The sequence below is a fragment of the Streptomyces sp. NPDC004051 genome, assembly GCF_053604275.1.
In genome coordinates this window covers 122,157-147,467 of sequence record NZ_JBSGHG010000011.1, presented here as the reverse complement: position 1 = coordinate 147,467, position 25,311 = coordinate 122,157, and the positions used below count along the sequence as shown (strand labels likewise).

The window sequence follows — 25,311 nt, the reverse complement described above, 5'->3', positions numbered from 1 at the left end:
CCCGCCCCCCAGCCTCCGGCCGGGGGAACCCCAGCCAGCACACGAAGGTTCCCGAGATGCCTGCCGAAGCCGCCGTGGCCGCCGAGTCTGTGTTCCCGCAGCTCGAAGCGCTGCTCCCGCATGTGCAGAAGCCGATCCAGTACGTCGGCGGAGAGCTCAACTCCACGGTCAAGCCTTGGGACAGCTGTGATGTCCGCTGGGCCCTCATGTACCCCGACGCGTACGAGGTCGGACTGCCCAACCAGGGCGTCATGATCCTCTACGAGGTGCTCAACGAACAGGACGGCGTCCTCGCCGAGCGCACCTACAGCGTCTGGCCGGACCTGGAGGAACTGATGCGGGAGCACGCCGTCCCGCAGTTCACGGTCGACAGCCACCGCCCGGTCAAGGCCTTCGACGTGTTCGGCCTGAGCTTCTCCACCGAGCTTGGCTACACCAACATGCTCACCGCCCTGGACCTGTCCGGCATCCCGATCGAGGCCAAGGACCGCGGCCTCGACGACCCGATCGTCGTGGCCGGCGGCCACGCCGCCTTCAACCCCGAGCCGATCGCCGACTTCATCGACTGCGCCGTCATCGGCGACGGCGAGCAGGCCGTCCTGGAGATCACCCGGATCATCCGCGCCTGGAAGGAGGAGGGCCGCCCCGGAGGCCGAGAGGAACTCCTCTTCCGCCTGGCCCGGACCGGCGGCGTCTACGTCCCCGCCTTCTACGACGTCGAGTACCTCCCCGACGGCCGGATCGCCCGCGTCGTGCCGAACAAGTCGGGCGTCCCGTGGCGCGTCTCCAAGCACACCGTCATGGACCTCGACGAGTGGCCCTACCCCAAGCAGCCCCTCGTCCCGCTCGCCGAGACGGTGCACGAGCGCATGTCGGTGGAGATCTTCCGCGGCTGCACCCGCGGCTGCCGCTTCTGCCAGGCCGGCATGATCACCCGCCCGGTGCGCGAGCGCTCCATCACCGGCATCGGCGACATGGTCGAGAAGGGCCTGAAGGCCACCGGCTTCGAAGAGGTCGGCCTGCTCTCCCTCTCCTCCGCCGACCACTCGGAGATCGGCGACATCGCCAAGGGCCTCGCCGACCGCTACGAAGAGGACAAGATCGGCCTCTCCCTCCCCTCCACCCGCGTCGACGCCTTCAACGTCGACCTGGCCAACGAACTGACCCGCAACGGCCGCCGCTCCGGCCTGACCTTCGCCCCCGAGGGCGGCTCGGAGCGCATGCGCAAGGTCATCAACAAGATGGTCTCCGAGGACGACCTGATCAGGACCGTCGCCACGGCCTACGGCAACGGCTGGCGCCAGGTGAAGCTCTACTTCATGTGCGGCCTGCCCACCGAGACCGACGACGACGTCCTCCAGATCGCCGACATGGCGATGAACGTCATCCAGAAGGGCCGCGAGGTCTCCGGCTCGGGCGACATCCGCTGCACCGTCTCCATCGGCGGTTTCGTCCCCAAGCCGCACACCCCCTTCCAGTGGGCGCCGCAGCTGTCGGCCGAGGAGACGGACGCCCGCCTGACCAAGCTGCGCGACAAGATCCGCGGCGACAAGAAGTACGGCCGCTCCATCGGCTTCCGCTACCACGACGGCAAGCCCGGCATCGTCGAGGGCCTCCTCTCCCGCGGCGACCGCCGCGTCGGCGCGGTCATCCGCGCGGTCTACGAGGACGGCGGCCGCTTCGACGGCTGGCGCGAGCACTTCTCCTACGAGCGCTGGATGGACTGCGCCGACAAGGCCCTGGCGCAGTACGGCGTGGACCTCGACTGGTACACCACCCGCGAACGCTCCTACGAGGAGGTCCTCCCCTGGGACCACCTCGACTCCGGCCTCGACAAGGACTGGCTCTGGGAGGACTGGCAGGACGCCCTCGACGAGACCGAGGTCGAGGACTGCCGCTGGACCCCCTGCTTCGACTGCGGGGTGTGCCCCCAGATGGACACCAGTATTCAGATCGGACCGACTGGTAAGAAGCTTCTTCCTCTGACGGTGAAGAACACGAGCTGAGCGGTCGTCCCGAGCTGTTCGGTGGGCCCACTCCGGAACACGGAGTGGGCCCACCGGCGTTCGCGGCCTGCCACGGGGGCGGTGTTACGACCGGACCGTCTCGGGGGCGGGGGCCTGCTCGGGTCGGTGGGGCGGGAGGACGGCTTCCAGGTCGTCCAGGGCCTTTCTGGCGATGGCGATGCGGGTGCGCAGGTCCTGCGCGGGGTCCGGGGCGGGGGGGTCGGTGTCGGGGGTGGGGCAGTGTTCGCGTTCCAGTTCGCGGGCTTCCTCCAGGGAGCTGATGACGACCCCGATGAGGACGTTGACCAGGACGAACGAGGCGAACAGTACGTAGGAGGCGTAGTAGAGGATGCTCCAGCGGGAGATCTCCAGGCCGGCGTGGACGGCGTCACCGAGGCCGTCCAGGGTCATCAGCAGGAAGAGGGTGAGGGCGGCGCGGCCGATGGAGCCGAACTGGCCGGGGTCCGCCTCGCTGAAGAAGACCCAGCCGACCATGGCGTAGACGTAGAGCAGGAGCGCGCCCACCAGGAGGAAGCTGACGGTGCCCGGCAGGCTGCGGCCCACCGCGACGAAGACGATCCGCAGCTGGGGGAGGAAGCGGGCGGTACGCAGGACGCGGGCGAGGCGCAGCAGCCGCAGGACGGTGGTGTTCTCCCGGACCAGGGGCAGGAACGCGCAGATGACGACGGCCAGGTCGAAGAGGTTCCAGGGGTCGCGGAAGAAGTCGCGGGGGCGGTCCGCGTGGGCGCAGGCGCGCAGGGCTATCTCGACGGTGAAGGCGGCGAGGCAGAGGTGTTCGGCGAGGCGTAATCCGTGGTGCCAGTCCCTGGAGAGTCCGCTGTAGGTCTCGGCTCCCAGCAGGGCCGCGTTGGTGAGGATCAGGATGAAGACGGTGAGGGCGAACCAGCGGGCTTCGGTGACGGCGCGGGCTCTCTCCGCCAGGGTGTGGCGGAGGGGCCGGGGCGTGGCGCCCGTGGGGGCAGGGTGGTCGTTCATGTCGTGCTGTATCTGCTCCTTCGTGCCGCGCGTCATGCCCGTGGTGCGGACGGGCCGGCGGGTTCGCGCGGCGGTGACACTCCAGAGCTGATTTCTACAGCATTGTAGATTCGCGGGCGTTCATGAGGGCGTTCGTGCGGGTGGAACGGGGCCGGTGCATCCGAACGGCCTGCCGGGGCGTCCTCTCCTGCATGGACCTGGAGAAGCAAGGCGCCGGGAGACCGGTACCGCCCCCACGCCCCTCTTCGCCGCGGCAGCCGGAGGCGGCGGGGGAGGGGTGCCTGGTCGTGGCGGTCCGCCTGCCGGTGCGGATCTTCGTGTTCCTCGTGGTCCTGCCGGTGCGGATGGTGTGGGACGCGTGCGCCGTCGCCGTGCGGTGGCTGGACCGTGCCGTGTTCCGGCCGCTCGGGCGGGCGCTGTGGTGGATGGGGCGGGCGGTGTTCGTGTGGCCGCTGGTGGGGCTGTGGCGGTACGGCCTCGTGCCGCTCGGCACGGCGCTCTCCTGGCTCGGGAACCTGGTGGTCGTCGTGCCCGCCGGGTGGCTGTACCGGCATGTGCTCGCGCCGCTCGGGCACGCGCTGTTCGCCGTCCTCGACCGGCTCGCCCGGTATCTGGTCGTCGTGCCCGGCGCGTGGCTGTACAGGTGGGTGCTCACGCCCCTCGGGCGCGCCGTCGCCCGGTGCGCGAAGGGACTGGCGTGGCTGGTGGGCATGCTCGTCACGGGCATCGGTACGGGGCTGTACTGGATCACCCGGATCCTGTTCGTGCTGCCCCTGCTCGCCGTGTGGCGCTGGGTGCTGACGCCGGTCGGGCGGGTGCTCGCCGTCGTCGCGCGGGAGATCGGCGACGCCCTCGGGCACGCCTGGCGGGTCGCCGGGTACGTCTCGCTCGCGGTGGGGCGGTTCCTGGGCGCCCTGGTGCGGTGGGCCGTGGTGGAGCCCGCGCGGTGGACGTACGCGCGTGTGCTGACACCGGTGGGGCACCTGGTGCGGGACGCGGTGCTGCGGCCCGCCGCCGAGGCGGGCCGCGCGGTGGGGCGGGCCGTACGGGAGTCCCTGGATTCCGCCCGTGCGACGCTGCGGCAGGCGCGCGCCGACCTCCGCCGGATGCTCGTCGGGGAGCGGCGGCCGACACCGGTGGAGAACCGACGGGAACCTATCGGCGGCGACACGCGTACTCTTGGTAGCAGTACGACCGCTCTCACGAAGGACTGAACGACACTGGGCAAGCGACAGCCCGAAGGCCCGCCGCCCGCACCCGCGGTACAGCGCATTCGACTGCGCTACACCAAGCGCGGCCGCCTCCGGTTCACCAGCCACCGTGACTTCCAGCGTGCCTTCGAGCGCGCGCTGCGCCGTGCCGAGGTGCCGATGGCGTACTCGGCGGGGTTCACGCCGCACCCGAAGGTGTCGTACGCCAATGCCGCACCCACCGGCACGGGCAGTGAGGCGGAGTATCTGGAGATCGCGCTCACCCGGGCGCGGGATCCGGAGCGGATCAGAGCCCTCCTCGACGAGTCGATGCCCACCGGGCTCGACATCATCGAGGCGGTCGAGACCCGCACCTCGGGGCTCGCCGACCGGCTCACGGCCTCGGTGTGGGAGCTGCGGCTGGACGGTGTCGACCGGGAGGAGGCCCGCCGAGCGGTGGACGCCTTCAACGCGGCCGGTGTCGTCGAGGTGCAGCGCCGGACGAAGAGCGGGATGCGTACCTTCGACACCCGTTCCGCGGTCGTGGCTCTGGAAAGTCTGGAAACGCCCCCTCCTTCGGCTGATAGGCCGACCGGCCGGCCCTGTGCGATACTGCGGCTGGTTGTTCGGCACGTGACGCCTGCCGTTCGACCCGACGACGTCCTGTCCGGTCTCCGCGCCGTGGCCGATCTGGCGCCGCCGGTCCCCGCAGCGGTGACCAGGCTGGCGCAGGGGCTGCTCGATGAAGAGACCGGCACGGTGACCGACCCGCTCGCGCCCGACCGCGAGGCAGCAGCGACCGAGCCGCATCCGGCCGGTGCCACTGCCGCCGCGACGGCGCCGGTGTAAGGAAGGTCCCGCGTAGGGACGGACGCCGTAGCGCCGCCCTCGTACCTCGGGAGCCACCTGGGTCGGGCAGCGCATCGACCACAAGACTTTCGCCAGGCCGTGCGCATTCGGTGTACGGAACCGGTGAGACAGGACACAGAGAGTTCCCGTGCGGCGCCCGCGCCCCGGACGGCGGCAACCGCGCTTCGCGCGAGCCGCGGACGTCACCGGCATCGCCGGACCGGGTGCGGCGCCCGGGAGCCTGACGGGAGAACCCCCGCATGCTCGAACCGACCGAGCCCACAGAGGGCTCCGAACCGAACAGCCCCAGCGACACCCTGCCGCCGCGTCGACGGCGACGTGCCGCGTCCCGCCCGGCCGGTCCGCCCACGACGGGCGCCGGCACGGAGGTGGAGACGGTCACGTCGGCCATACCGGCCGCAGAGTTCCCGGCGTCCGCCGAGCCCACCGAGCCGCTCGACGAGAACGACGAGCCCGCGGCCGAGGAGGGCGCCGAGGCCGAGGCCGCCGCGCAGCCCACGGCCGCCCGGGAAGAGGCGCCGACCGCCACGGACACCGCCGCTCCGCCCCGGCGCCGCCGGGTGGTGCGCCGCTCGACCTCACCCGCCGGGACACCGGCGTCGGCGGAGGCCACCGAGACCGTCGTGCCGACGGCCGAGACCCCCGCCGCTCAGGCCGCTCCGGCCGTCGAGCCCGCCGCGGGGACGGCGACGTCCGAGCCCGCCGGGGACGCCGCCCCGCCGCGTGCGCGCCGTCGTGCGACGCGCCGTGTGACCTCGCCGACGACCACCGTCACCGAGGCCACCGAGGCCACCGAGGCGGCGGAGAGCGCCGCGGCCGCGAGCACCGCACCGGCCGTCGGCACCACACCTGCCGCCGACACCACCGACACCACCGACACCACCGACACCGCCGAGGACGCGGCTCCCCGCCGCACCCGGCGCCGTGCCTCGCGCAGCGTCTCCGCGCCCGCGACCGCCGAGGCCACCGCCTCTTCCGCCGAGGAGGCGCAGGCTCCCGTGACCGAGCCCACCGGGCAGACCACGACCTCCGGAACGTCCGCCGAGCCCGCCGCGGACGACGCCGCTCCGCGCCGCCGTCGCCGCGCGGTCCGCAAGGCCGCCGCCGGGTTCGCCGAGCCCGCCCGGCCGGCCGCCGGATCCGCCGCGACCGGGGCCGAGGCCGGGACGTCGAGGCGTCCCGTCCGCCCCGCCGTCGCCGTCTTCCAGGCTCCGGTGTTCACCGAGCCCCAGTTCCAGACGCCGGAGCGGGCCGCCGCCGAAGCGGCCGCCGAGGCCGCAGGCAGGCCGGAGCCCGAGCAGCCGGAGGAGACCGAGGAGCTCCCCGAGGAGCAGCCCACCGCCTCGCGCCGCCGTCGTCGCCGCCGGGGCGCGGCGGACGAGACCGACGCGGCCCCCGCCGCTGCCGCCGCCCGCGTCGAGGACGCCGAGGACGGCGCGGACCGGTCCGCAGGCGACGCGGAGCACGCCGACGCGTCGGCCGAGGGCCCCTCCTCCGACGAGGAGCACGACCACGACGAGAGCGAGGAGAGCGACGACCACGACGACCACGACGAGAGCGAGGGGGCCGGTTCCCGCCGGCGCCGTCGTCGCGGTGGCCGTCGTCGCAGGCGCGGCGAGTCCGCCGAGACGGACGCCGAGGGCGACGAGTCCGGGGACGACACTGAGCGCACCGGCGCCGAGCACGACGCCGAGGACGGCGCGGACGGGTCCGCCGAGGACGCGGAGCACGCCGACGAGTCGACCGAGGACCACGACGACGCGGGCACCGCGGGCGGCTCCAGCAGCAGCCGGCGCCGGCGCCGCCGTCGTCGTCGGGCCGGGGACAGCGGCGGCGAGGCCGAGACCTCCACCGACGACCCCGAGCGCACCGTCGTCAAGGTCCGCGAACCGCGCAAGCCCGCCGAGCCGTCGGACGAGGTGCAGTCCATCAAGGGCTCCACCCGCCTGGAGGCGAAGAAGCAGCGCCGCCGGGAAGGCCGTGAGCAGGGCCGCCGGCGCGTCCCGATCATCACCGAGGCCGAGTTCCTGGCCCGCCGTGAGGCCGTCGAGCGCGTCATGGTGGTCCGGCAGTACGGCGACCGCACGCAGATCGGCGTCCTGGAGGACGGGGTGCTCGTCGAGCACTACGTCAACAAGGAGCAGGCGACCTCGTACGTCGGCAACGTGTACCTCGGCAAGGTGCAGAACGTGCTGCCGTCGATGGAGGCCGCGTTCATCGACATCGGCAAGGGCCGCAACGCCGTGCTCTACGCCGGTGAGGTGAACTTCGAGGCGCTGGGCATGGCCAACGGCCCGCGTCGTATCGAGGCCGCGCTGAAGTCGGGCCAGTCGGTCCTCGCCCAGGTGACGAAGGACCCGATCGGGCACAAGGGCGCCCGTCTGACCAGCCAGGTCTCCCTCCCGGGCCGCTACCTCGTGTACGTCCCCGAGGGTTCGATGACCGGCATCAGCCGCAAGCTGCCCGACACCGAGCGGGCCCGGCTGAAGAGCATCCTCAAGAAGGTCGTCCCCGAGGACGCGGGCGTCATCGTGCGCACCGCCGCCGAGGGCGCGAGCGAGGACGAGCTGCGCCGTGACGTCGAGCGGCTGCAGGCGCAGTGGGAGGAGATCAAGAAGAAGTCCAAGGGCGGTGGCGGCTCGAGCGCGCCGACGCTGCTGTACGGCGAGCCGGACATGACCGTCCGGGTCGTGCGGGACATCTTCAACGAGGACTTCTCCAAGGTCGTCGTCAGCGGCGACGAGGCGTGGGAGACCATCCACGGGTACGTCACGCACGTCGCGCCCGACTTGGCCGACCGGCTGCAGAGGTGGACCAGCGAGGTCGACGTCTTCGCCACGTACCGGATCGACGAGCAGCTCGCCAAGGCGCTCGACCGCAAGGTCTGGCTGCCCAGCGGCGGTTCGCTGGTGATCGACCGGACCGAGGCGATGGTCGTCATCGACGTCAACACCGGGAAGTTCACCGGTCAGGGCGGCAACCTCGAGGAGACGGTCACCAGGAACAACCTGGAGGCGGCCGAGGAGATCGTGCGCCAGCTGCGGCTGCGCGACCTCGGCGGCATCATCGTCATCGACTTCATCGACATGGTCCTGGAGTCCAACCGGGACCTGGTGCTGCGGCGCCTGCTCGAGTGCCTGGGCCGGGACCGTACCAAGCACCAGGTCGCCGAGGTGACCTCGCTGGGTCTGGTGCAGATGACCCGCAAGCGGGTCGGTCAGGGCCTGCTGGAGTCGTTCTCGGAGACCTGCGTCCACTGCAACGGGCGCGGTGTCATCGTCCACCTGGAGCAGCCCACCGCCGCCGGTGGCGGCGGCAGGCGCAGGAAGCGGGCGCGGGCCGGTGCCGGGGAGCACCTCCACGAGCACGAGGCCGAGGCGGTCCTGACGACGGAGGAGGAGGCGGAAGCGGAGTCGGAGACGGCGGCCGAGGTCGCCGCCGAGGTCGCCGAGCCGGTCGCGCTCCCCGCCCCCGAGTACGTTCCGGACGAGGAGCTGTACAGCAGCGCCGCCGAGGCGGAGGCCGCGGCCACGCGCGGACGTACCCGTCGCCGGGTGAGCCGCCGGGCCTCGGCTCCGGCGGGTGCGCCGAGGCGCGAGCAGTCCCGGCGCGAGCCGGCTGCCGCCGCCGCGGCCGCCGTGGCCGCCGACGGGTCCGGGCCCGGCGCAAAGGTGCCGACGGCCCAGGAGACGACGGTCGCCGAGGAGACCGCACGCCCGGTCCAGCCGGAACCGGCCGCCGAGGCGCACGCGGTCCCGGCCGCCGCCGAGGACCCGGTCGTCGAGGCGCCCGTCGCCGCGGCGGCGCCCGTCGAGGAGGCCGCTCCCCAGGGCCGTACGCGTCGCCGGGCCACCCGCAAGGTGTCCGCGCCGGCCGGTTCTCCGGCGGGTGCGCAGGCCGCGGTGGTGACCATCGCGGACACCGCCCCCGCGGCGCCCGAGCGGACGCCGGAGCCGGTGACCGAGGAGTCCCCGGCCGAGCCGTCGCCCGAGCCGGCCGCCGAGACCGCCGCGCCGCCCCGCCCGCGCCGCCGTGCGGTGCGCAAGCCCACCGTGTCCACCGCGTCCGAGGAGGCGGCCGTCGTGGTCGTCCCGTCGGCCCCGGCGGCGGAGACGGCTCCGGTGGCGGAGACGGCTCCGGTGGCGGAGACGGCTCCGGCGGACGAGGCGGCGGTCGCCGAGGCGGCGGACGTCACCGTGACGGCGCCCGCCGAGGAAGCCGTCGAGGAGGCGGCTCCGGCCAAGAAGACCGCCCGCGCGGCGGCCAAGAAGGCCACGGCGAAGAAGGCGGCCACGAAGAAGACGGCGGCCGCCAAGACCACCGCCAAGAAGGCCACGGTGAAGAAGGCCGCCACGAAGAAGACGGCGGCCACCAAGACCGCCGCCAAGAAGACGACGGCCGCCAAGAGCACCGCCACCAGGAAGACGGCGGCGAAAAAGGCGCCGGCGAAGAAGACGGCGGCGGCCGAACAGCAGTCCCCCCCGTCCGTGTCGACCACCACCGACGGGGAGTGACGTCGGACCGCACGAGGAACACGATCCGCCCCCGGCTCTGCCGGGGGCGGATCGCTTTTTCCCCAACTCTCGCCCGTGGCACAGAAACTGACGGCCCGAACAGTGGGTGAACCGAGTTTCCCGGGGCAAGACTATGATGTTGCCCGGGATTCACATCAATGTTGGACAAATGGGGCTTCCTTCCCTGTGTGAGCGGAGTATTGGGGGCGCAAGAAGTGAAGGCTCTCGTGCTTTCCGGGGGAGCGGGGACCCGTCTCCGCCCCATCACCCACACCTCGGCCAAACAGCTGGTGCCCGTCGCCAACAAGCCGGTGCTCTTCTACGGTCTGGAAGCGATCGCCGAAGCCGGGATCAGCGAGGTCGGGATCATCGTCGGCGACACCGCGGACGAGATCCGCGCGGCGGTGGGAGACGGCTCCCGCTTCGGGATCGAGGTCACGTACATCCCCCAGGAGGCGCCCCTGGGACTGGCGCACGCCGTGCTCATCGCCCAGGACTTCCTCGGTGACGACGACTTCGTCATGTACCTCGGCGACAACTTCGTCGTCGGCGGCATCACCGGGCTGGTGGAGGAGTTCCGGACGGAGCGGCCCGACGCGCAGATCCTGCTGACCGAGGTCTCCGACCCCACCTCCTTCGGCGTCGCCGAACTCGGCGACGACGGCAGGGTGGTGGGCCTGGAGGAGAAGCCGGAGCACCCGAAGAGCGATCTGGCTCTCGTCGGCGTCTACCTGTTCACCCCGGCCGTGCACGAGGCGGCCCGCTCCATCGGGCCCTCCCGGCGCGGCGAGTTGGAGATCACGCACGCCATCCAGTGGCTGATCGACGAGAAGCGGGACGTCCGCTCCACCACGATCTCCGGATACTGGAAGGACACCGGCAACGTCACCGACATGCTGGAGGTCAACCGGTCCGTCCTGGAGTCCCTGGAGCCGCACAACGCCGGCGTGGTGGACGGGGCCAGCGAGATCGTCGGCCGGGTGCGCATCGAGGAGGGCGCGCGCGTCCACGGCAGCCGGATCGTCGGGCCCGCGGTCATCGGCGCGGGTACGGTGGTCAGCGACGCCTATATCGGACCTTTCACCTCGGTGTCCGAGGACTGCCGGATCGAGGACAGCGAAATCGAGTACTCCATCGTCCTGCGGGGCTCGTCCGTGACCGGTGTGCGCCGGGTCGAGACCTCGCTCATCGGGCGCGACGTCGAGGTCACGCCCGCTCCCCGTAACCTCAAGGCCCACCGGCTCGTGCTCGGTGATCACAGCAAGGTGCAGATCTCCTCATGACGGCCCCTTCCTCCCCGGCCTCCTCGGCCCGCCCGACCCGGATCCTGGTGACCGGCGGCGCCGGCTTCATCGGCTCGCACTACGTCCGTACGCTGCTCGGCCCCCAGGGCCCCGGCGACGTCGCGGTCACCGTCCTGGACAAGCTGACGTACGCGGGCAACCCGGCCAACCTCGACGAGGTGCGCGCACACCCCGGATTCGCCTTCGTGCAGGGCGACATCTGCGACCCGGAGACGGTCGGCGGGCTGATGGCCGAGCACGACCAGGTGGTGCACTTCGCCGCCGAGTCGCACGTCGACCGCTCCATCGACGGCGGCGCGGAGTTCGTCCGCACGAACGTGGTCGGCACCCACACGCTCGTCGACGCCGCGCACCGGGCCGGCGTCGAGACCTTCGTGCACATCTCCACCGACGAGGTCTACGGCTCGATCGACGAGGGCTCCTGGCCCGAGACCCACCCGCTGCAGCCCAACTCGCCCTACTCCTCGGCGAAGGCATCCAGCGACCTGATCGCGCTGTCCTACCACCGCACCCACGGCCTGGACGTCCGCGTCACCCGCTGCTCCAACAACTACGGGCACCACCACTTCCCCGAGAAGGTCATCCCGCTCTTCGTCACCCACCTCCTCGACGGCAGGAAGGTCCCGCTGTACGGCGACGGCGGCAACGTCCGCGACTGGCTGCACATCGACGACCACGTCCAGGGCATCGAACTGGTCCGCACCAAGGGCCGCGCGGGCGAGGTCTACAACATCGGCGGCGGCACCGAACTCTCCAACAGGGAACTCACCGGACTGCTGCTGGAGGCCTGCGGCGCCGACTGGGAGACCGGTGTCGAGTACGTCGAGGACCGCAAGGGCCACGACCGCCGCTACTCCGTCGACTGCACGAAGATCCGCGAAGAGCTGGGCTACGAGCCGCGCAAGGACTTCCGCACGGGCCTCGCCGAAACCGTCCAGTGGTACAGGGACAACCGCGACTGGTGGGAGCCGCTGAAGGAGCGGGCGGCGCTGGGCTGACGCGCCTTCACCCCCTGCGGGCCGGGGACCGCCCTCGTCCCGAGCCATCCGGCACAGAGGACGAGGAGAGGGATGAACCCGATGAAGGAACAGGCCGGTGCTCCGGCCGGCTGGCTGGTCACCGGGGCGGGCGGCATGCTCGGCCGGGACGTACTGGCCCGGCTGGCGGCGGCGGGTGAGCAGGTCACCGCCCTCGACCGGAAGGCGCTGGACCTCACGGACGCCGACGCCGTACGGCGCACGCTCCAACGCCACCGGCCCGCCGTGGTCGTCAACTGCGCGGCCTGGACCGCCGTGGACGACGCCGAGACCCGCGAGGCCGAGGCGCTCGCGGTCAACGGCGACGGCCCGGCCCACCTCGCCGACGCCTGCGCCCGTACCGGCGCCGTCCTGCTCCACGTCTCCACCGACTACGTCTTCGCCGGCGACGCCACCACGCCGTACGCCGAGGACGCCCCCACCGCCCCGCGCAGCGCCTACGGCCGCACCAAGCTCGCCGGCGAACAGGCCGTCCTGAAGACCCTCCCGGACAGCGGCTACGTCGTCCGCACCGCCTGGCTGTACGGCCAGGGCGGCCCCAACTTCGTCCGCACCATGATCGGACTGGAGGGCCGGCGCGAGACGCTGGACGTCGTGGACGACCAGCGCGGCCAGCCCACCTGGAGCGCCGACCTGGCCGGCCTGCTGCTCGAACTGGGGCGCAAAGCCCTGGCCGGCACCGCCCCGGCGGGCGTCTACCACGGCACCGGTTCCGGCGAGACCACCTGGTACGGCCTCGCCCGGGAGATCTTCCGCCTGCTCGGCGCCGACCCGGACCGGGTCCGCCCCACCACCAGCGAGGCGTTCGCCCGCCCCGCTCCCCGCCCGGCCTACAGCGTGCTCGGCCACGAGCGCCTCACCGCCGCCGGCATCGAGCCGCCGCGCCACTGGCGCGCGGCCCTCACCGAGGCGTTCTCGGAGATCCACCGGTCCCACGAGAAGGAGAACCCGGCGTGACAGTGAAGGTCAGCGTCGTCATCGCGGTCTACAACCCGGGCCAGTACGTGGAGGACTGCATCACCGGCCTGCTGCGGCAGAGCCTCGCCCCCGACGAGTTCGAGGTCTTCTTCGTCGACGACGGCTCCACCGACGAGACCCCCGCCCGGCTGGACCGGCTGGCGGCCGAGCACCCCCACATCCACGTCGTCCACCAGGAGGCGTCCGGCTGGTCCGGACGGCCCCGCAACACCGGCATCGACGCCGCCCGGGGCGAGTACGTCATGTTCGCCGACCACGACGACTGGCTCGGCGACGAGGCCCTGGAGCGGATGTACGACTACGGGAAGGCGAACGACGCCGACGTGGTCGTGGGGAAGATGGCGGGCATCGGCCGCCCGGTCCCGCAGGAGCTGTTCCGGGTCAACCGGCCGCGCGCGACGGTGGAGAACGCGCCGCTGATCGACAGCCTCACCCCGCACAAGATGTTCCGGCGGGAGTTCCTCGCACAGCACGGCATGCGCTTCAAGGAGGGCCGCCGCCGGCTGGAGGACCACGTCTTCGTCGTCGAGGCGTATCTGCGGGCCAGGAGCGTCGCCGTGCTCAGCGACTACCCGTGCTACTACCACATCACCCGCGACGACGGCTCCAACGCCGGCTTCCAGCGCTTCGACCCGGTCGGCTACTTCGAGAACCTCCGGGAGGCCCTCGACGTGGTCGAGGAGCTCACCGAGCCCGGCCCGCTGCGCGACAGGCTGTTCAGCCGCTGGCTGCGCAACGAGATGGTCGAGCGGCTGCGCGGCGACCGGCTGCTCAGGCTCCCCGAGGACTACGCCGAGGAGCTGTACCGCGAGATCCGCGGTGTGATCACCGAGCGGTTCGGGCCGGGCGTGTTCGCCCGGGTCGCCCCCCTGCAGCGGGTGGTGGCCGGACTGATCGCGGCCGACCACTACCAGGACGTCCGCGCCCTCGCCCGCTGGGAGGCCGGGATCAGGCCCACCGGCACCCTGTCCTCCCTGACCTGGGAGGACGGCGTCCTGGAGATCGGGTTCACCGCCGAGTACCAGGTCGACGGCGAGCCGATGACCTTCCGCCGGGAGGGCGGGCACGACCTGCTCGGCCTGCCGCTGTCCGACAAGGCGCTCGAGGCGCTGGCCGGCCAGGGCATCACCCTGGACGCCCCGGTCGACAGGAGCGGGGTGGACCTGGTGGTCCGGCACCGCGAGAACGCCACGCAGTACTACCTCCCGGTCGAGTGCGCACCGCACCGCGCGGACGCGGGGGAGGGCGCCTTCCGCCTGCGGATCACCGCGCGCGCCGCCCTCGACCCGGAGACCGCGGCCGCGGGCGGGCCCCTGGACAAGGGCATCTGGGACCTGCACCTGCGCATCAAGTCCTGCGGCTGGAGCAAGGAGACCCGGCTCGGCGCGGTACGCGGCGAGGACGTGGAGGCCGGACGGCTGGCCGCGCTCACCGGTGAGCCGAGGCGGCTGGTCCTGCCGTACTGGACCGACGGGCCGGGCAACCTCTCCCTCGACGTCGACCAGCACACCAACAAGCTGGAGCGCGAGGCGGTGGTCCTGATGGACCCGGCCGAGGCCGTGGCCGACGGATCCGCCGTACGGCTCCCGTTGCCGCTGCACGTCGCGGCGACCGCAGGGGACCCGGTGCGGCTCCGCTTCGAGCGCAAGAACGTGGGCAAGTTCCCGGCCGACGCCGTGGTGGACGGCCGGACCGTGAGCGCCGTACTGCCGCTGGAGAAGCTCACCGGGAAGCGCTGGGCCGTCCGGATCGGCGTGCCGTCCGCCGGCCGGGGCGAGGCGAAGTGGACCCGGCTCCCGGTCGACGTGGTGGTCGCCGCCGACGGCACCGCCCGGGTGATCGACCGGCACACCCCGCTGGCCGCGTCCGCCGCGTCGAAGAGGAGCGCCCCGTCCCGCCCCCTGTGGCGCAGGGCCGCCGGGCGCGTCAAACGGTCACTGACGAACCAGTGGAAGAAGGACTGAGGACCCCTGAGATGCAACCCCTTTCCCTCTCCGGCGCCTGGGTGCACGAGCCGAAGATCTTCCCCGACGGCCGGGGCAGCTTCCACGAGTGGTTCAAGGCCCCGGTCTTCACCGAGGCGGCCGGCCACCCGCTCACGCTCGCCCAGGCCAACATGTCCGTGTCCAGCCGGGGCACCCTGCGCGGCATCCACTTCGCCGACGTGCCGCCCGGCCAGGCCAAGTACGTCACGTGCGTGCGCGGCGCGGTCCTCGACGTGATCGTGGACATCCGGACCGGCTCGCCCACCTTCGGCCACTGGGAGGCCGTCCGCCTGGACGACCGGGACCACCACGCGGTCTACCTCTCCGAGGGCCTCGGCCACGGCTTCATGGCGCTCACCGAGGACGCCACCGTGGTCTACCTCTGCTCCGAGGGGTACGCGCCCGAGCGCGAGCACGGCATCCACCCGCTCGACCCGGCGCTGGGCATCGACTGGCCCGGGGACCTCACGCCGCTGCTCTCCGCGAAGGACGAGCAGGCGCCCACCCTGGCCGAGGCCCGCGCGCAGGGCCTGCTGCCCTCCTACGAGGAGTGCGTGGCCTACCGGGAGAGCCTGGGCGGCTGAGAACCGGCGGGCCGGCCCGCCCCGGCCGGCCGTCAGGCCGTGCAGTCCGGACAGATGCCGCGGTAGGTCAGCTCGACGCCGGAGAGCGCGTATCCGAAGCGTTCCGACTCCGGGAGGTCCGAGAGGGGGCTGCCCACCGGGTGCACGTCGCGGATGGTGCCGCAGCCCTCGCAGAGCAGGTGGTGATGGGTCCGGTGCGCGTTCGGGTCGTAGCGCGTGGCGCGGTGGTCGGCCGAGAACTCGACGAGCTCGCCCAGCGCCACCAGTTCGCCCAGGGTGTTGTAGACCGTCGCCCGGGAGATCTCGGGCAGCCGCTCCACCGCGCGCGCGTGCACCTCGTCGGCGGTCAGATGGATGTGGTCCCCGCCGAGCACCTCGGCCACAACGCGTCGCTGGGCGGTCAGGCGCCAGCCGCGTTCCCGAAGCCTCTTCAAGAGATCACTCATGTACGTCACCCTAACCAGCGATTGATCCCATCTCAAGAATAGGTATGGTTCTGAATGTCGCCTTGACTTAGATCATGTCTAACATAGGGTAGGTCCTGATGCGGGCCGCGGAGCAGTGTGCGCGGACACTCGGACGGCCGGGCCCGCAGGACCGCCAGGCCCTGACCCCCGCGAAGAACCACACACCGAGGAGCGAGCTTTGACCGAGAACAACCAGAAGCCGTTGACCACGGCCGCCGGCGCGCCGGTCGCCGACAACCAGAACGCCCTGACGGCCGGTCCGCGCGGCCCGATGCTCCTGCAGGACGTGTGGTTCCTGGAGAAGCTCGCGCACTTCGACCGCGAGGTCATCCCGGAGCGCCGGATGCACGCCAAGGGCTCGGGCGCCTTCGGCACCTTCACGGTGACCCACGACATCACGCAGTACACCAGCGCGAAGATCTTCTCCGAGGTCGGCAAGAAGACCGAGCTGTTCGCCCGGTTCTCCACCGTCGCCGGTGAGCGCGGCGCGGCCGACGCCGAGCGCGACATCCGCGGCTTCGCCCTGAAGTTCTACACGGACGAGGGCAACTGGGACCTGGTCGGGAACAACACCCCGGTCTTCTTCTTCCGCGACCCGCTGCGGTTCCCGGACCTCAACCGCGCGGTGAAGCGCGACCCGCGCACCAACCTGCGCGACGCCGAGAACAACTGGGACTTCTGGACCAACCTCCCCGAGGCCCTGCACCAGGTCACGATCGTGATGTCCGACCGCGGCATCCCCGCCTCGTACCGGCACATGCACGGCTTCGGCTCGCACACCTACAGCCTGATCAACGCCGAGGGCGAGCGGTTCTGGGTCAAGTTCCACCACCGCACCCAGCAGGGCATCAAGAACCTCACCGACGCCGAGGCCGAGGCCCTGGTCGGCAAGGACCGCGAGTCGCACCAGCGCGACCTCTACGAGGCGATCGAGAACGGCGACTTCCCGAAGTGGAAGCTGTTCATCCAGGTCATGCCGGAGGCCGACGCGGACAACTACCGCTTCCACCCCTTCGACCTCACCAAGGTCTGGTCGAAGAAGGACTACCCGCTGATCGAGGTCGGCGAGTGGGAGCTCAACCGCAACCCCGCGAACTACTTCGCGGACGTCGAGCAGGCCGCCTTCACCCCGGCGAACGTGGTCCCGGGCATCAGCTACTCGCCCGACAAGATGCTGCAGGGCCGCCTCTTCTCCTACGGTGACGCCCAGCGCTACCGCCTCGGTGTGAACCACCACCAGATCCCGGTCAACGCCGCGAAGAACCCGGTGAACACCTACCACCGCGACGGTGCCATGCGGGTCGACGGCAACCAGGGCTCCACCCCGGGCATCGAGCCCAACTCCTACGGCCGCTGGGCCGACCAGCCGGCCTACCGCGAGCCGAGCCAGGCCGTGGGCGCCGTCGCCGACCGGTTCAACTTCCGTGAGGACGACGACAACTACTTCGAGCAGCCCGGCAACCTGTTCCGCCTGATGAGCCCCGAGCAGCAGAAGGCTCTCTTCGAGAACACGGCGCGCGCCATCAACGGCGCCTCGGAGCAGACCGTCGAGCGGCACATCGCCAACTGCACCCAGGCCGACCCGGCCTACGGCGAGGGCGTCCGCAAGGCGATCGAGGCCCTGGCCGCCGGCAACCTCTGAGCCTCACCGCTCCGGGGAACCGCGGTACACGCCGCATCGCGCCCGGGCGCGGGCCGCTCACCGGCCCGCGCCCGGGCGTGCGCCGTCACCGCCCGGTGCCGGCGCGGACACGACCAGCACAACCGCGTGATCAGGAGGGATGCACATGAGCAGGGGCGGTCTGACTCCTGAGCAGACGGAACGCGTCGTGGCCATCGCCATGGACCTCGCCCGGGAGGGCACGACCGAGGAGCTGGCGGGGTTCGTGGAGCACGGACTGCCGGTCGACGTGACCGACGAGGCCGGCAACACCCTGCTGATGCTCGCCGCCTACCACGGCCACGCCGACACCGTGCGGGCCCTGCTCCGGCTCGGCGCCGACCCCGACCTGCGCAACGCCCGGGACCAGGCGCCCATCGCCGGCGCCCTGTTCAAGGGCGCGGACGAGGTGGTCGAGGTGCTGCGGGAGGCCGGCGCGGACCTGGACTCCGGCACGCCGACCGCGCGGGTCGCGGCGGCCATGTTCGGGCGCGCCCACCTGCTCACGGCCTGAACCGCCGGGCGGGACCGCCCCCGTCCGGCGCGGGGTCCACCGATCGGCAGGGCCCGGTTTGACCGGTCGGGGCGCATCCCCGTAACCTTGACCGTCGGCGTGTCCATCGGGACGCCACATCCCCGTAAACCTCTTCCTCCCGGGCGCGGGTCGGCTCGGGAGAGGTTGCCCGTGTGTCTGTCGGGCGGCTGGCCTGCGGGGTGCCGTTCATCGAGTGAGAGAGAGATCCGCGTGTACGCCATCGTGCGCAGCGGTGGTCGCCAGCACAAGGTTGCTGTCGGCGACATCGTTGAGGTTGACAAGATTTCCACCGCCAAGGTCGGCGACACGGTCGAGCTCTCGACCCTGCTCCTCGTCGACGGCGAGGCCGTGACCAGCGACCCGTGGGTGCTGGCCGGCATCAAGGTCCAGGCCGAGGTCGTGGACCACCACAAGGGCCAGAAGATCGACATTCTGCGCTACAAGAACAAGACCGGCTACCGCCGTCGTCAGGGCCACCGCCAGCAGTACACGGCGATCAAGGTCACTGAGATCCCCACGGCTGCGAAGTAAGGGACTGAGGAGAGATGGCACACAAGAAGGGCGCATCGTCCACCCGGAACGGTCGCGACTCCAATGCCCAGCGGCTCGGCGTGAAGCGCTTCGGCGGTCAGGTCGTCAACGCGGGTGAGATCCTCGTCCGCCAGCGCGGCACCCACTTCCACCCCGGCGCCGGCGTCGGTCGTGGCGGTGACGACACGCTGTTCGCGCTGCAGGCCGGTTCGGTGCAGTTCGGCACCAGCCGCGGCCGCAACGTCGTGAACATCGTTCCGGTCGCCTGATCGGAAAACTTTCGCGAGGCGGACCTCACTTCCCCGGCGGGAAGGTGGGTCCGCCTTTCGCGTGTTGACCAGGAAACACGTACACACGTACACCGCACTGTCTCTGGAGGCACCCCCCCATGACCACCTTCGTGGACCGCGTCGAACTGCATGTCGCCGCGGGTAACGGAGGCCACGGCTGTGCCTCCGTCCACCGTGAGAAGTTCAAGCCGCTGGGCGGACCGGACGGCGGGAACGGCGGACGGGGCGGCGACGTCATCCTGACCGTCGACCAGTCGGTGACCACGCTCCTCGACTACCACCACTCCCCGCACCGCAAGGCCACCAACGGCAAGCCCGGCGAGGGCGGCCACCGCAGCGGCAAGGACGGCCAGGACCTGGTCCTGCCGGTGCCGGACGGGACCGTCGTCCTCGACAAGGCGGGCAACGTGCTCGCCGACCTGGTCGGGAACGGGACCTCGTACGTCGCCGCCCAGGGCGGCCGGGGCGGGCTCGGGAACGCCGCCCTCGCCTCCGCGCGGCGCAAGGCGCCCGGGTTCGCGCTGCTCGGCGTGCCGGGGGACCTCCAGGACATCGTCCTGGAGCTGAAGACCGTCGCCGACGTGGCGCTGGTCGGCTATCCGAGCGCGGGGAAGTCCTCGCTGATCTCCGTGCTCTCCGCGGCCAAGCCCAAGATCGCCGACTACCCGTTCACCACCCTCGTGCCCAACCTGGGCGTCGTCACCGCCGGGTCGACCGTCTACACCATCGCCGACGTGCCGGGGCTGATCCCGGGCGCCAGCCAGGGCAAGGGCCTGGGGCTCGAGTTCCTGCGGCACGTGGAGCGGTGCAGCGTGCTCGTGCACGTGCTGGACACCGCGACGCTGGAGTCGGACCGCGACCCCGTCTCCGACCTCGACATCATCGAGGATGAACTGCGGCAGTACGGCGGCCTCGACGACCGTCCCCGCATCGTCGTCCTCAACAAGACCGACGTGCCGGACGGCAAGGACCTCGCCGAGATGGTCCGGCCCGACCTGGAGGCGCGCGGCTACCGCGTCTTCGAGGTGTCCGCCGTCGCCCACCTCGGGCTGCGGGAACTGTCGTTCGCGCTCGCCGAGTCGGTGGCGCAGGCACGGGCCGCCAGGCCGCAGGAGGAGGCGACCCGCATCGTCATCCGGCCCAAGGCCGTGGACGACTCCGGGTTCACCGTCACCCGCGAGGACGACGGGCTGTTCCGGGTGCGCGGCGAGAAGCCCGAACGCTGGGTCCGCCAGACCGACTTCAACAACGACGAGGCCGTCGGCTACCTCGCCGACCGGCTCAACCGGGTCGGTGTGGAGGACGCGCTGGTGAAGGCCGGCGCCCGGTCCGGCGACGGCGTCGCCATCGGCCCCGAGGACAACGCGGTCGTCTTCGACTGGGAGCCGACGGTGACCGCCGGTGCGGAGATGCTCGGCCGGCGCGGCGAGGACCACCGCTTCGAGGCGCCCCGCCCGGCCGTCCAGCGCCGCCGCGAGCGGCAGGCCGAACGGGACGAGGCCGAGCGGGAGTACGGCGACTTCAAGCCGTTCTAGGGCCTGTCGTCGGGAGCGCGCCGCGAGCGCGGCACGCTCCCGACGGATCACGGTGACCGGACCGGGCGGCCGGTGCCGCGGCCCCGTCGTCCGCCGCTCACCTCCAGGACCCGCCCGGGCAACACGGTGTTCCCGCGCCGGGGCGGGTCTCCCGCGGGATCGTGCGGTGGACCCGGCTCGCTCCCGACCCCTGAACGGCGGGGCACGCCGGACCTCCCGGTGCCCGTCGCGCGGCAGCTCGCCCGGGCCGGGCCCGCCCACGGGCACGGCGTCCACGTCGACGCGCCCGGCCAGCGCACCGGCCGCACCCGCACCGCGCCCCCGGCGCACGGCACGGGCGGCAGTCCGCGGGTCGCGTTCGTCTCCTGCCGGAACAGGCCCTGGACGTGGCCGAGTTCGTCGGCGCCTTCCTCTCCGGCATCTCCGGCGACGGCGACCAGGACCAGGCCGCCTTCCGCGCGCAGGGGGACCCGCGGCGCGCTGACAACCCGCACTCGAAGCTGCTCGACGACCATCCGGTACGACCGCCGGCCGTCGTTCCGCTTCGCCGATACCGGAAAACCGCCGGATCCTCATATGGAATTCCTCCGCAAAGAGCGGGCGGACCAGCCGAATTTCGGGTTGTCGGGCGCTTCACCCTTTGCGGTGCTCCCGAGTATGAAGAAAGGGCGCGGTCCTTCCTCCGGAGGGTGAAGATCCGCGGTCCCCGGGGCGGGGCGGGGCCGCCGCCCCGCCCCGGCCCGCCGCCGTGCCCGCCCGGGACACCCGCTGCGACAGGCCGGTGACCTGTGCAGTTACTCACAGGGATTTCCGGGGTGTCAGGGGAACCGGTGTCAACGACCTGGGTGTCACAGGTGAATGACAGGTGGCGCGTACATATGCGGTGAAGGACGCTCACCTTGCATTGCGGTAACCACAAGTGGGACCATTTTGCAGTTCCCTGATGCCCCGAGGTAGGTCACCTGTGTCACAGCACATAGCCAAGCCCCGTACCACCGCAGTGATCCTGGCCGGTGGCACCGGCCAGCGGGTGGGTCTGTCGATCCCCAAGCAACTGCTGAAGATCGCCGGCAAGGCAGTCATCGAGCACACCCTGACCACCTTCGAGAACGCCGACTCGATCGACGACATCATCGTGCTGATGGCGCCGGGCTACGTGGCCGACGTCGAGAAGATCGTCGCCAGGGCGGGCTTCACGAAGGTCACCCGGGTCATCGAGGGCGGCTCGACACGGAACGAGACCACCGAGCGGGCCATCTCGGCCCTCGGCGAGGGCCTGGCCGAGGGCGAGGACCGCAACGTCCTCTTCCACGACGCCGTCCGCCCCCTGCTCTCCCAGCGCGTCATCGACGACTGCGTGAGCGCCCTGGAGCGCTACCAGGCCGTCGACGTGGCCATCCCGTCCGCGGACACCATCATCGTCACACGGACCCACGGCGACGACGGCGAGTTCATCACCGAGATCCCGGACCGCTCCCGGCTGCGCCGCGGCCAGACCCCGCAGGCCTTCAAGCTGTCCACGGTCCGCCGCGCCTACGAGGTCGCCGCCGGCGACCCCAACTTCCAGGCCACGGACGACTGCTCCGTCGTGCTCAAGTACCTGCCCGACGTGCCGATCCACGTCGTCGCGGGCGACGAGTACAACATGAAGGTCACCCAGCCCGTCGACGTCTTCATCGCCGACAAGCTGTTCCAGCTCGCCTCCACGGCGGCGCCCGAGCAGATCGGCGAAGAGGCCTACCGCGAGCTGCTCACCGGCAAGACCCTCGTCGTCTTCGGCGGTTCCTACGGCATCGGCAAGGACGTCTGCGACCTCGCCGAGTCCTACGGCGCCACCGTGTACCCGCTCGGGCGGTCCACCACCGGCACCCACGTCGAGAACCCGGAGGAGGTCGACGACGCGCTGTCCAAGGCGTACGCGGAGACCGGCCGCATCGACTACGTCGTCAACACGGCCGGCGTGCTGCGCATCGGGAAGCTGGCCGAGACCGACAACGCCACCATCGAGGAGGCGCTGAAGGTCAACTACCTGGCCCCGGTGCAGATCGCCCGGTCCGCGTACAAGTACCTCGCCGAGACGAAGGGGCAGTTGCTGCTCTACACCTCCAGCAGCTACACCCGCGGACGCGCCGAGTACAGCCTCTACTCCTCGACCAAGGCCGCGATGGTGAACCTCACCCAGGCCCTGTCCGACGAGTGGGCCGGCGATGGTGTCCGCGTCAACTGCGTCAACCCGGAGCGCACCGCCACGCCGATGCGCACCAAGGCTTTCGGTCAGGAGCCCGCGGGCAGCCTGCTGTCCTCCGAGGCGGTCGCCCGCACCTCCCTGGACGTGCTGCTCTCCGAGCTCACCGGCCATGTCATCGACGTACGGCAGCAGGACCCGACCGCGGGCGCGGCCCGTGCCACCGGATTCGAGCAGGCACTCGCGTCGGTCCTGAACCGTCAGGACGGCGTGTAGTAATCTGCGACAAATAGCTTTCGTCAATTCAGGCCTCTGCGACCCTCCCGCGCACGCAGTTCGCGCGCGGGTGATCGCGGGGGCCTGAATCCGTCACCCGCACAATTACCTACAGGCGCACACCGGAACTCACCCCCACAAGAGCAGGTTCGATCCGTTGATATCCACCGCTATTCGCGTCGCCCGGGTGGGCAGCGCGGCCGAACTGGCCGCGGCGGTCCTCATGATGCTGGCCTTCCCCTGCCTCATGCTGGCCGCGCTCGCCCCGAGCGTCCCCGTCTTCGCGGCAGCGGCCGCCGTGACGTACCTGGCGGACCACTATCTGCACCGCAAGGGCAGCTACCTGGTCAACTGCCTCAGCAAGGTGCGGGCGGGCCTGTCGATCCGCTTCCTGATCCGGCAGCTGCTGCTGATCCTGCTGCTGGCCCGCCTGTCGCTCGCGGACAACCTGATCTACTACGGGGCGATCGCCTGCTTCATCGCCTTCTACGGTCTTCAGGCCCCGCACGGCGCGCTGACCACGCTGATCCGCAACCGCCGACGCATGCCGGTGGCCACCCGCAACATCGACCTGGCCCCCCGCGTCCGCATCCCGGACGCACCGCCGCGCGCACTGCTGCACCGCGCCGCCGAGAAGATGCTCCACCTCGACCTCGCGGCGGTCGTCGGCATACTGGCCGCCGTGGCGCTGGACTCGGCCGTCGTCGGCTTCGTCGGCATCGGGAGCACGGTGCTCCTGGGCCTCCTGTACGTGCTGGCCCTGATCCCCTACGTGCGGGGCCGACGGATACCGCCGGACGCCGAGAAGGTGCTGGAAGCGGTCGACGGCTGGCTGAGCGACTACCGGCCGGAGACCATGCTGTACTTCTCCGGCTCCAAGGACTCCGCCTACCAGGTCAACATGTGGCTGGAGACCATGGAGCGGTTGGACACCCGTTCGGTGATCATACTACGTGAGCGGACCATACTGAACAGTCTGGCCTCCACCACGGTCCCCGTCATCTGCGTGCCCGGAGGGGTGCACCTGATGAACCTGGACCTGTCCACGGTGCGCGTCGCGCTGTACGCGGCGAACGTCGGCAAGAACATCCACCTGCTGCGTGTTCCCACCATGAAGCACGTCTTCATCGGCCACGGCGACAGCGACAAGATCGCCAGTGTGAACCCGTACAGCAAGGTCTACGACGAGGTGTGGACGGCGGGCCGCGCGGGCCGCGACCGCTACGCCATCGCCGACGTCGGCGTCCGCGACGAGGACATCGTCGAGGTCGGCCGTCCCCAGCTGGCCTCCATCGAGGGCGTCCGCGGCGAAGCCGCCGACGGGCGCCCTCCGACGGTCCTGTACGCCCCCACCTGGGAGGGCTGGGACGACAACCCCGGCAACACCTCGCTCCTGCTGGCCGGGGAGAACATCGTGCGGCGGCTGCTCACGGCCGACCCCGCGGTCCGGGTGCTCTACAAGCCGCACCCGTTCACCGGAACCCGCAGCGCGCAGGCCAAGGCCGCCCACCAGCGGATCACCGCGCTGGTCGAGGAGGCCGCCGCCGAGCGCGCCGCCGACTCCCGCCACACCGCGGACACGGAGGCCCAAGAGCGGGCCGCGGCCGAGCTGGCGCGCATCGAGGCCCGGCTGGACGAGCTGGCCGTCGGCACCGGCAGCGGCGACGAGGCCGAGGCCAGCCGTGACGGACTGGCCGACGTGGCCCGGCACGAGGAGGCCGCCCGGCTGCGCGCCGAGTGGAACACCGCGTACTGGCGTTCCTTCCCCGACTGGGAGCACCGTGTCATCACGGGCCCCCGGCCGCTCCTCTACGACTGCTTCAACGTCTCCGACGCGATGGTCTCCGACATCTCCAGTGTCGTCTCCGACTTCATCGCCAGCGGCAAGCCGTACGCGGTGACCGACTCCGCCGGGCTGGGGGCGGAGGAGTTCAAGCGGCAGAACACGGCGGTGCGCGCCGCGGTGATCCTCTCCAACGACGCGGCCGGACTCGACGAACTGCTCGCCGCCGTCCGGGAGCCGGAGAAGGATCCGCTGGCCGCGGAGCGGGTCGAGCTCAAGCGCTACCTGCTGGGCCCGGACGAGCCGAAGTCCATCGACCGGTTCAACGCCGCGGTGGGCCGACTGGCCCGGAAGGCCGAGACGCGCAACCTCGGCCAGGAGTCCCGGACCGTGGTCGGCGGACCGGACGTGGAGTCGGCGGACGCGCTGCCCGCGCAGGCGGCGTCGGTGACCGGCGAGCCGGAGGGCGCCGGGGCGGGCTGACCCGCCCCGGCGCCCTCCGGAACCCACGCGAACATCCCCCCACAGGCTCGGCCCCCGAGGAGTTGCTCCTCGGGGGCCGAGCTTTTCGCGTCGGCCCACGGC

At 71.6% G+C, this 25,311-nt stretch carries 18 protein-coding genes; 16 read left to right on the top strand and 2 right to left on the bottom strand.

Annotated elements, in window-relative coordinates:
- The first annotated feature begins 56 nt into the window (after window positions 1-56).
- Window positions 57-2,006: a TIGR03960 family B12-binding radical SAM protein gene (locus ACWEQO_RS15000; RefSeq protein ID WP_452982942.1), complete on the top strand. Its 1,950-nt coding sequence runs from the start codon at window positions 57-59 to the stop codon at window positions 2,004-2,006.
- Window positions 2,007-2,090: 84 nt separating this feature from the next.
- Here ACWEQO_RS15000 and ACWEQO_RS14995 read toward each other — a convergent pair whose 3' ends face one another.
- Window positions 2,091-3,002, bottom strand: a complete 912-nt coding sequence (locus ACWEQO_RS14995; protein ID WP_452982939.1) for an ion transporter — start codon at window positions 3,000-3,002, stop codon at window positions 2,091-2,093.
- Between the two features lie 191 nt (window positions 3,003-3,193).
- Between ACWEQO_RS14995 and ACWEQO_RS14990 the strand changes: the two genes are divergently transcribed.
- The 8 genes from ACWEQO_RS14990 (at window position 3,194) to rfbC (ending at window position 15,464) form a co-directional block, all read left to right on the top strand.
- On the top strand, window positions 3,194-4,216 hold the full coding sequence (locus ACWEQO_RS14990) for a hypothetical protein (RefSeq protein ID WP_452982936.1): 1,023 nt from the start codon (window positions 3,194-3,196) through the stop codon (window positions 4,214-4,216).
- A gap of 6 nt (window positions 4,217-4,222) precedes the next feature.
- Window positions 4,223-5,041, top strand: coding sequence for a TIGR03936 family radical SAM-associated protein (locus tag ACWEQO_RS14985; RefSeq protein ID WP_361456161.1), 819 nt, complete (start codon window positions 4,223-4,225; stop codon window positions 5,039-5,041).
- Window positions 5,042-5,301: 260 nt separating this feature from the next.
- A complete protein-coding gene (locus ACWEQO_RS14980; protein ID WP_452982933.1) occupies window positions 5,302-9,576 on the top strand; it encodes an Rne/Rng family ribonuclease in 4,275 nt (1,424 codons plus the stop codon).
- A 215-nt stretch (window positions 9,577-9,791) separates the two neighbouring features.
- On the top strand, window positions 9,792-10,859 hold the full coding sequence (locus tag ACWEQO_RS14975) for a glucose-1-phosphate thymidylyltransferase (RefSeq protein WP_452982930.1): 1,068 nt from the start codon (window positions 9,792-9,794) through the stop codon (window positions 10,857-10,859).
- Complete coding sequence (gene rfbB, locus ACWEQO_RS14970) at window positions 10,856-11,878, top strand: dTDP-glucose 4,6-dehydratase (RefSeq protein WP_452982927.1); 1,023 nt, start codon at window positions 10,856-10,858, stop codon at window positions 11,876-11,878. Before ACWEQO_RS14975 ends, rfbB begins: the two co-directional genes overlap by 4 nt.
- 72 nt (window positions 11,879-11,950) lie before the next feature.
- A complete protein-coding gene (gene rfbD / locus ACWEQO_RS14965) occupies window positions 11,951-12,874 on the top strand; it encodes a dTDP-4-dehydrorhamnose reductase (protein ID WP_452982924.1) in 924 nt (307 codons plus the stop codon).
- Window positions 12,871-14,859, top strand: coding sequence for a glycosyltransferase family 2 protein (locus ACWEQO_RS14960; RefSeq protein WP_452982921.1), 1,989 nt, complete (start codon window positions 12,871-12,873; stop codon window positions 14,857-14,859). Before rfbD ends, ACWEQO_RS14960 begins: the two co-directional genes overlap by 4 nt.
- An 11-nt stretch (window positions 14,860-14,870) precedes the next feature.
- Window positions 14,871-15,464, top strand: coding sequence for a dTDP-4-dehydrorhamnose 3,5-epimerase (gene rfbC, locus ACWEQO_RS14955; RefSeq protein ID WP_452982918.1), 594 nt, complete (start codon window positions 14,871-14,873; stop codon window positions 15,462-15,464).
- 32 nt (window positions 15,465-15,496) lie between these two features.
- On the opposite strand, the gene ACWEQO_RS14950 is transcribed toward rfbC, so the two are convergent.
- Window positions 15,497-15,910, bottom strand: a complete 414-nt coding sequence (locus ACWEQO_RS14950) for a Fur family transcriptional regulator (protein ID WP_361456047.1) — start codon at window positions 15,908-15,910, stop codon at window positions 15,497-15,499.
- A 199-nt stretch (window positions 15,911-16,109) separates the two neighbouring features.
- Between ACWEQO_RS14950 and ACWEQO_RS14945 the strand changes: the two genes are divergently transcribed.
- From ACWEQO_RS14945 to ACWEQO_RS14915, 7 genes are all read left to right on the top strand, one after another.
- Entirely contained in the window at window positions 16,110-17,573 is a 1,464-nt protein-coding gene (locus ACWEQO_RS14945) for a catalase (protein WP_361456044.1), read from the top strand.
- Window positions 17,574-17,712: 139 nt separating this feature from the next.
- Window positions 17,713-18,105: an ankyrin repeat domain-containing protein gene (locus tag ACWEQO_RS14940; protein ID WP_452982914.1), complete on the top strand. Its 393-nt coding sequence runs from the start codon at window positions 17,713-17,715 to the stop codon at window positions 18,103-18,105.
- A gap of 231 nt (window positions 18,106-18,336) precedes the next feature.
- Entirely contained in the window at window positions 18,337-18,657 is a 321-nt protein-coding gene (gene rplU / locus ACWEQO_RS14935; protein ID WP_361456038.1) for a 50S ribosomal protein L21, read from the top strand.
- A 14-nt stretch (window positions 18,658-18,671) separates the two neighbouring features.
- A complete protein-coding gene (gene rpmA, locus ACWEQO_RS14930) occupies window positions 18,672-18,926 on the top strand; it encodes a 50S ribosomal protein L27 (RefSeq protein WP_279336067.1) in 255 nt (84 codons plus the stop codon).
- 119 nt (window positions 18,927-19,045) lie between these two features.
- A complete protein-coding gene (gene obgE, locus ACWEQO_RS14925) occupies window positions 19,046-20,482 on the top strand; it encodes a GTPase ObgE (protein WP_452982910.1) in 1,437 nt (478 codons plus the stop codon).
- 964 nt (window positions 20,483-21,446) lie between these two features.
- Window positions 21,447-22,943: a D-ribitol-5-phosphate cytidylyltransferase gene (locus tag ACWEQO_RS14920; RefSeq protein ID WP_452982907.1), complete on the top strand. Its 1,497-nt coding sequence runs from the start codon at window positions 21,447-21,449 to the stop codon at window positions 22,941-22,943.
- A gap of 187 nt (window positions 22,944-23,130) precedes the next feature.
- Window positions 23,131-25,209 carry a hypothetical protein gene (locus tag ACWEQO_RS14915; protein ID WP_452983046.1) on the top strand — a complete coding sequence of 693 codons (2,079 nt, stop codon included), beginning with the start codon at window positions 23,131-23,133 and terminating at the stop codon, window positions 25,207-25,209.
- Window positions 25,210-25,311 lie beyond the last annotated feature (102 nt).

Bases quoted from the DNA above. Each gene is read 5' to 3' on its own strand.
- ACWEQO_RS15000 (WP_452982942.1), top strand. From the start codon at position 57: ATGCCTGCCGAAGCCGCCGTGGCCGCCGAGTCTGTGTTCCCGCAGCTC.
- ACWEQO_RS14995 (WP_452982939.1), bottom strand. From the start codon at position 3,002: ATGAACGACCACCCTGCCCCCACGGGCGCCACGCCCCGGCCCCTCCGC.
- ACWEQO_RS14990 (WP_452982936.1), top strand. From the start codon at position 3,194: ATGGACCTGGAGAAGCAAGGCGCCGGGAGACCGGTACCGCCCCCACGC.
- ACWEQO_RS14980 (WP_452982933.1), top strand. From the start codon at position 5,302: ATGCTCGAACCGACCGAGCCCACAGAGGGCTCCGAACCGAACAGCCCC.
- rfbB (WP_452982927.1), top strand. From the start codon at position 10,856: ATGACGGCCCCTTCCTCCCCGGCCTCCTCGGCCCGCCCGACCCGGATC.
- rfbD (WP_452982924.1), top strand. From the start codon at position 11,951: ATGAACCCGATGAAGGAACAGGCCGGTGCTCCGGCCGGCTGGCTGGTC.
- rfbC (WP_452982918.1), top strand. From the start codon at position 14,871: ATGCAACCCCTTTCCCTCTCCGGCGCCTGGGTGCACGAGCCGAAGATC.
- ACWEQO_RS14950 (WP_361456047.1), bottom strand. From the start codon at position 15,910: ATGAGTGATCTCTTGAAGAGGCTTCGGGAACGCGGCTGGCGCCTGACC.
- ACWEQO_RS14940 (WP_452982914.1), top strand. From the start codon at position 17,713: ATGCACATGAGCAGGGGCGGTCTGACTCCTGAGCAGACGGAACGCGTC.
- rpmA (WP_279336067.1), top strand. From the start codon at position 18,672: ATGGCACACAAGAAGGGCGCATCGTCCACCCGGAACGGTCGCGACTCC.
- obgE (WP_452982910.1), top strand. From the start codon at position 19,046: ATGACCACCTTCGTGGACCGCGTCGAACTGCATGTCGCCGCGGGTAAC.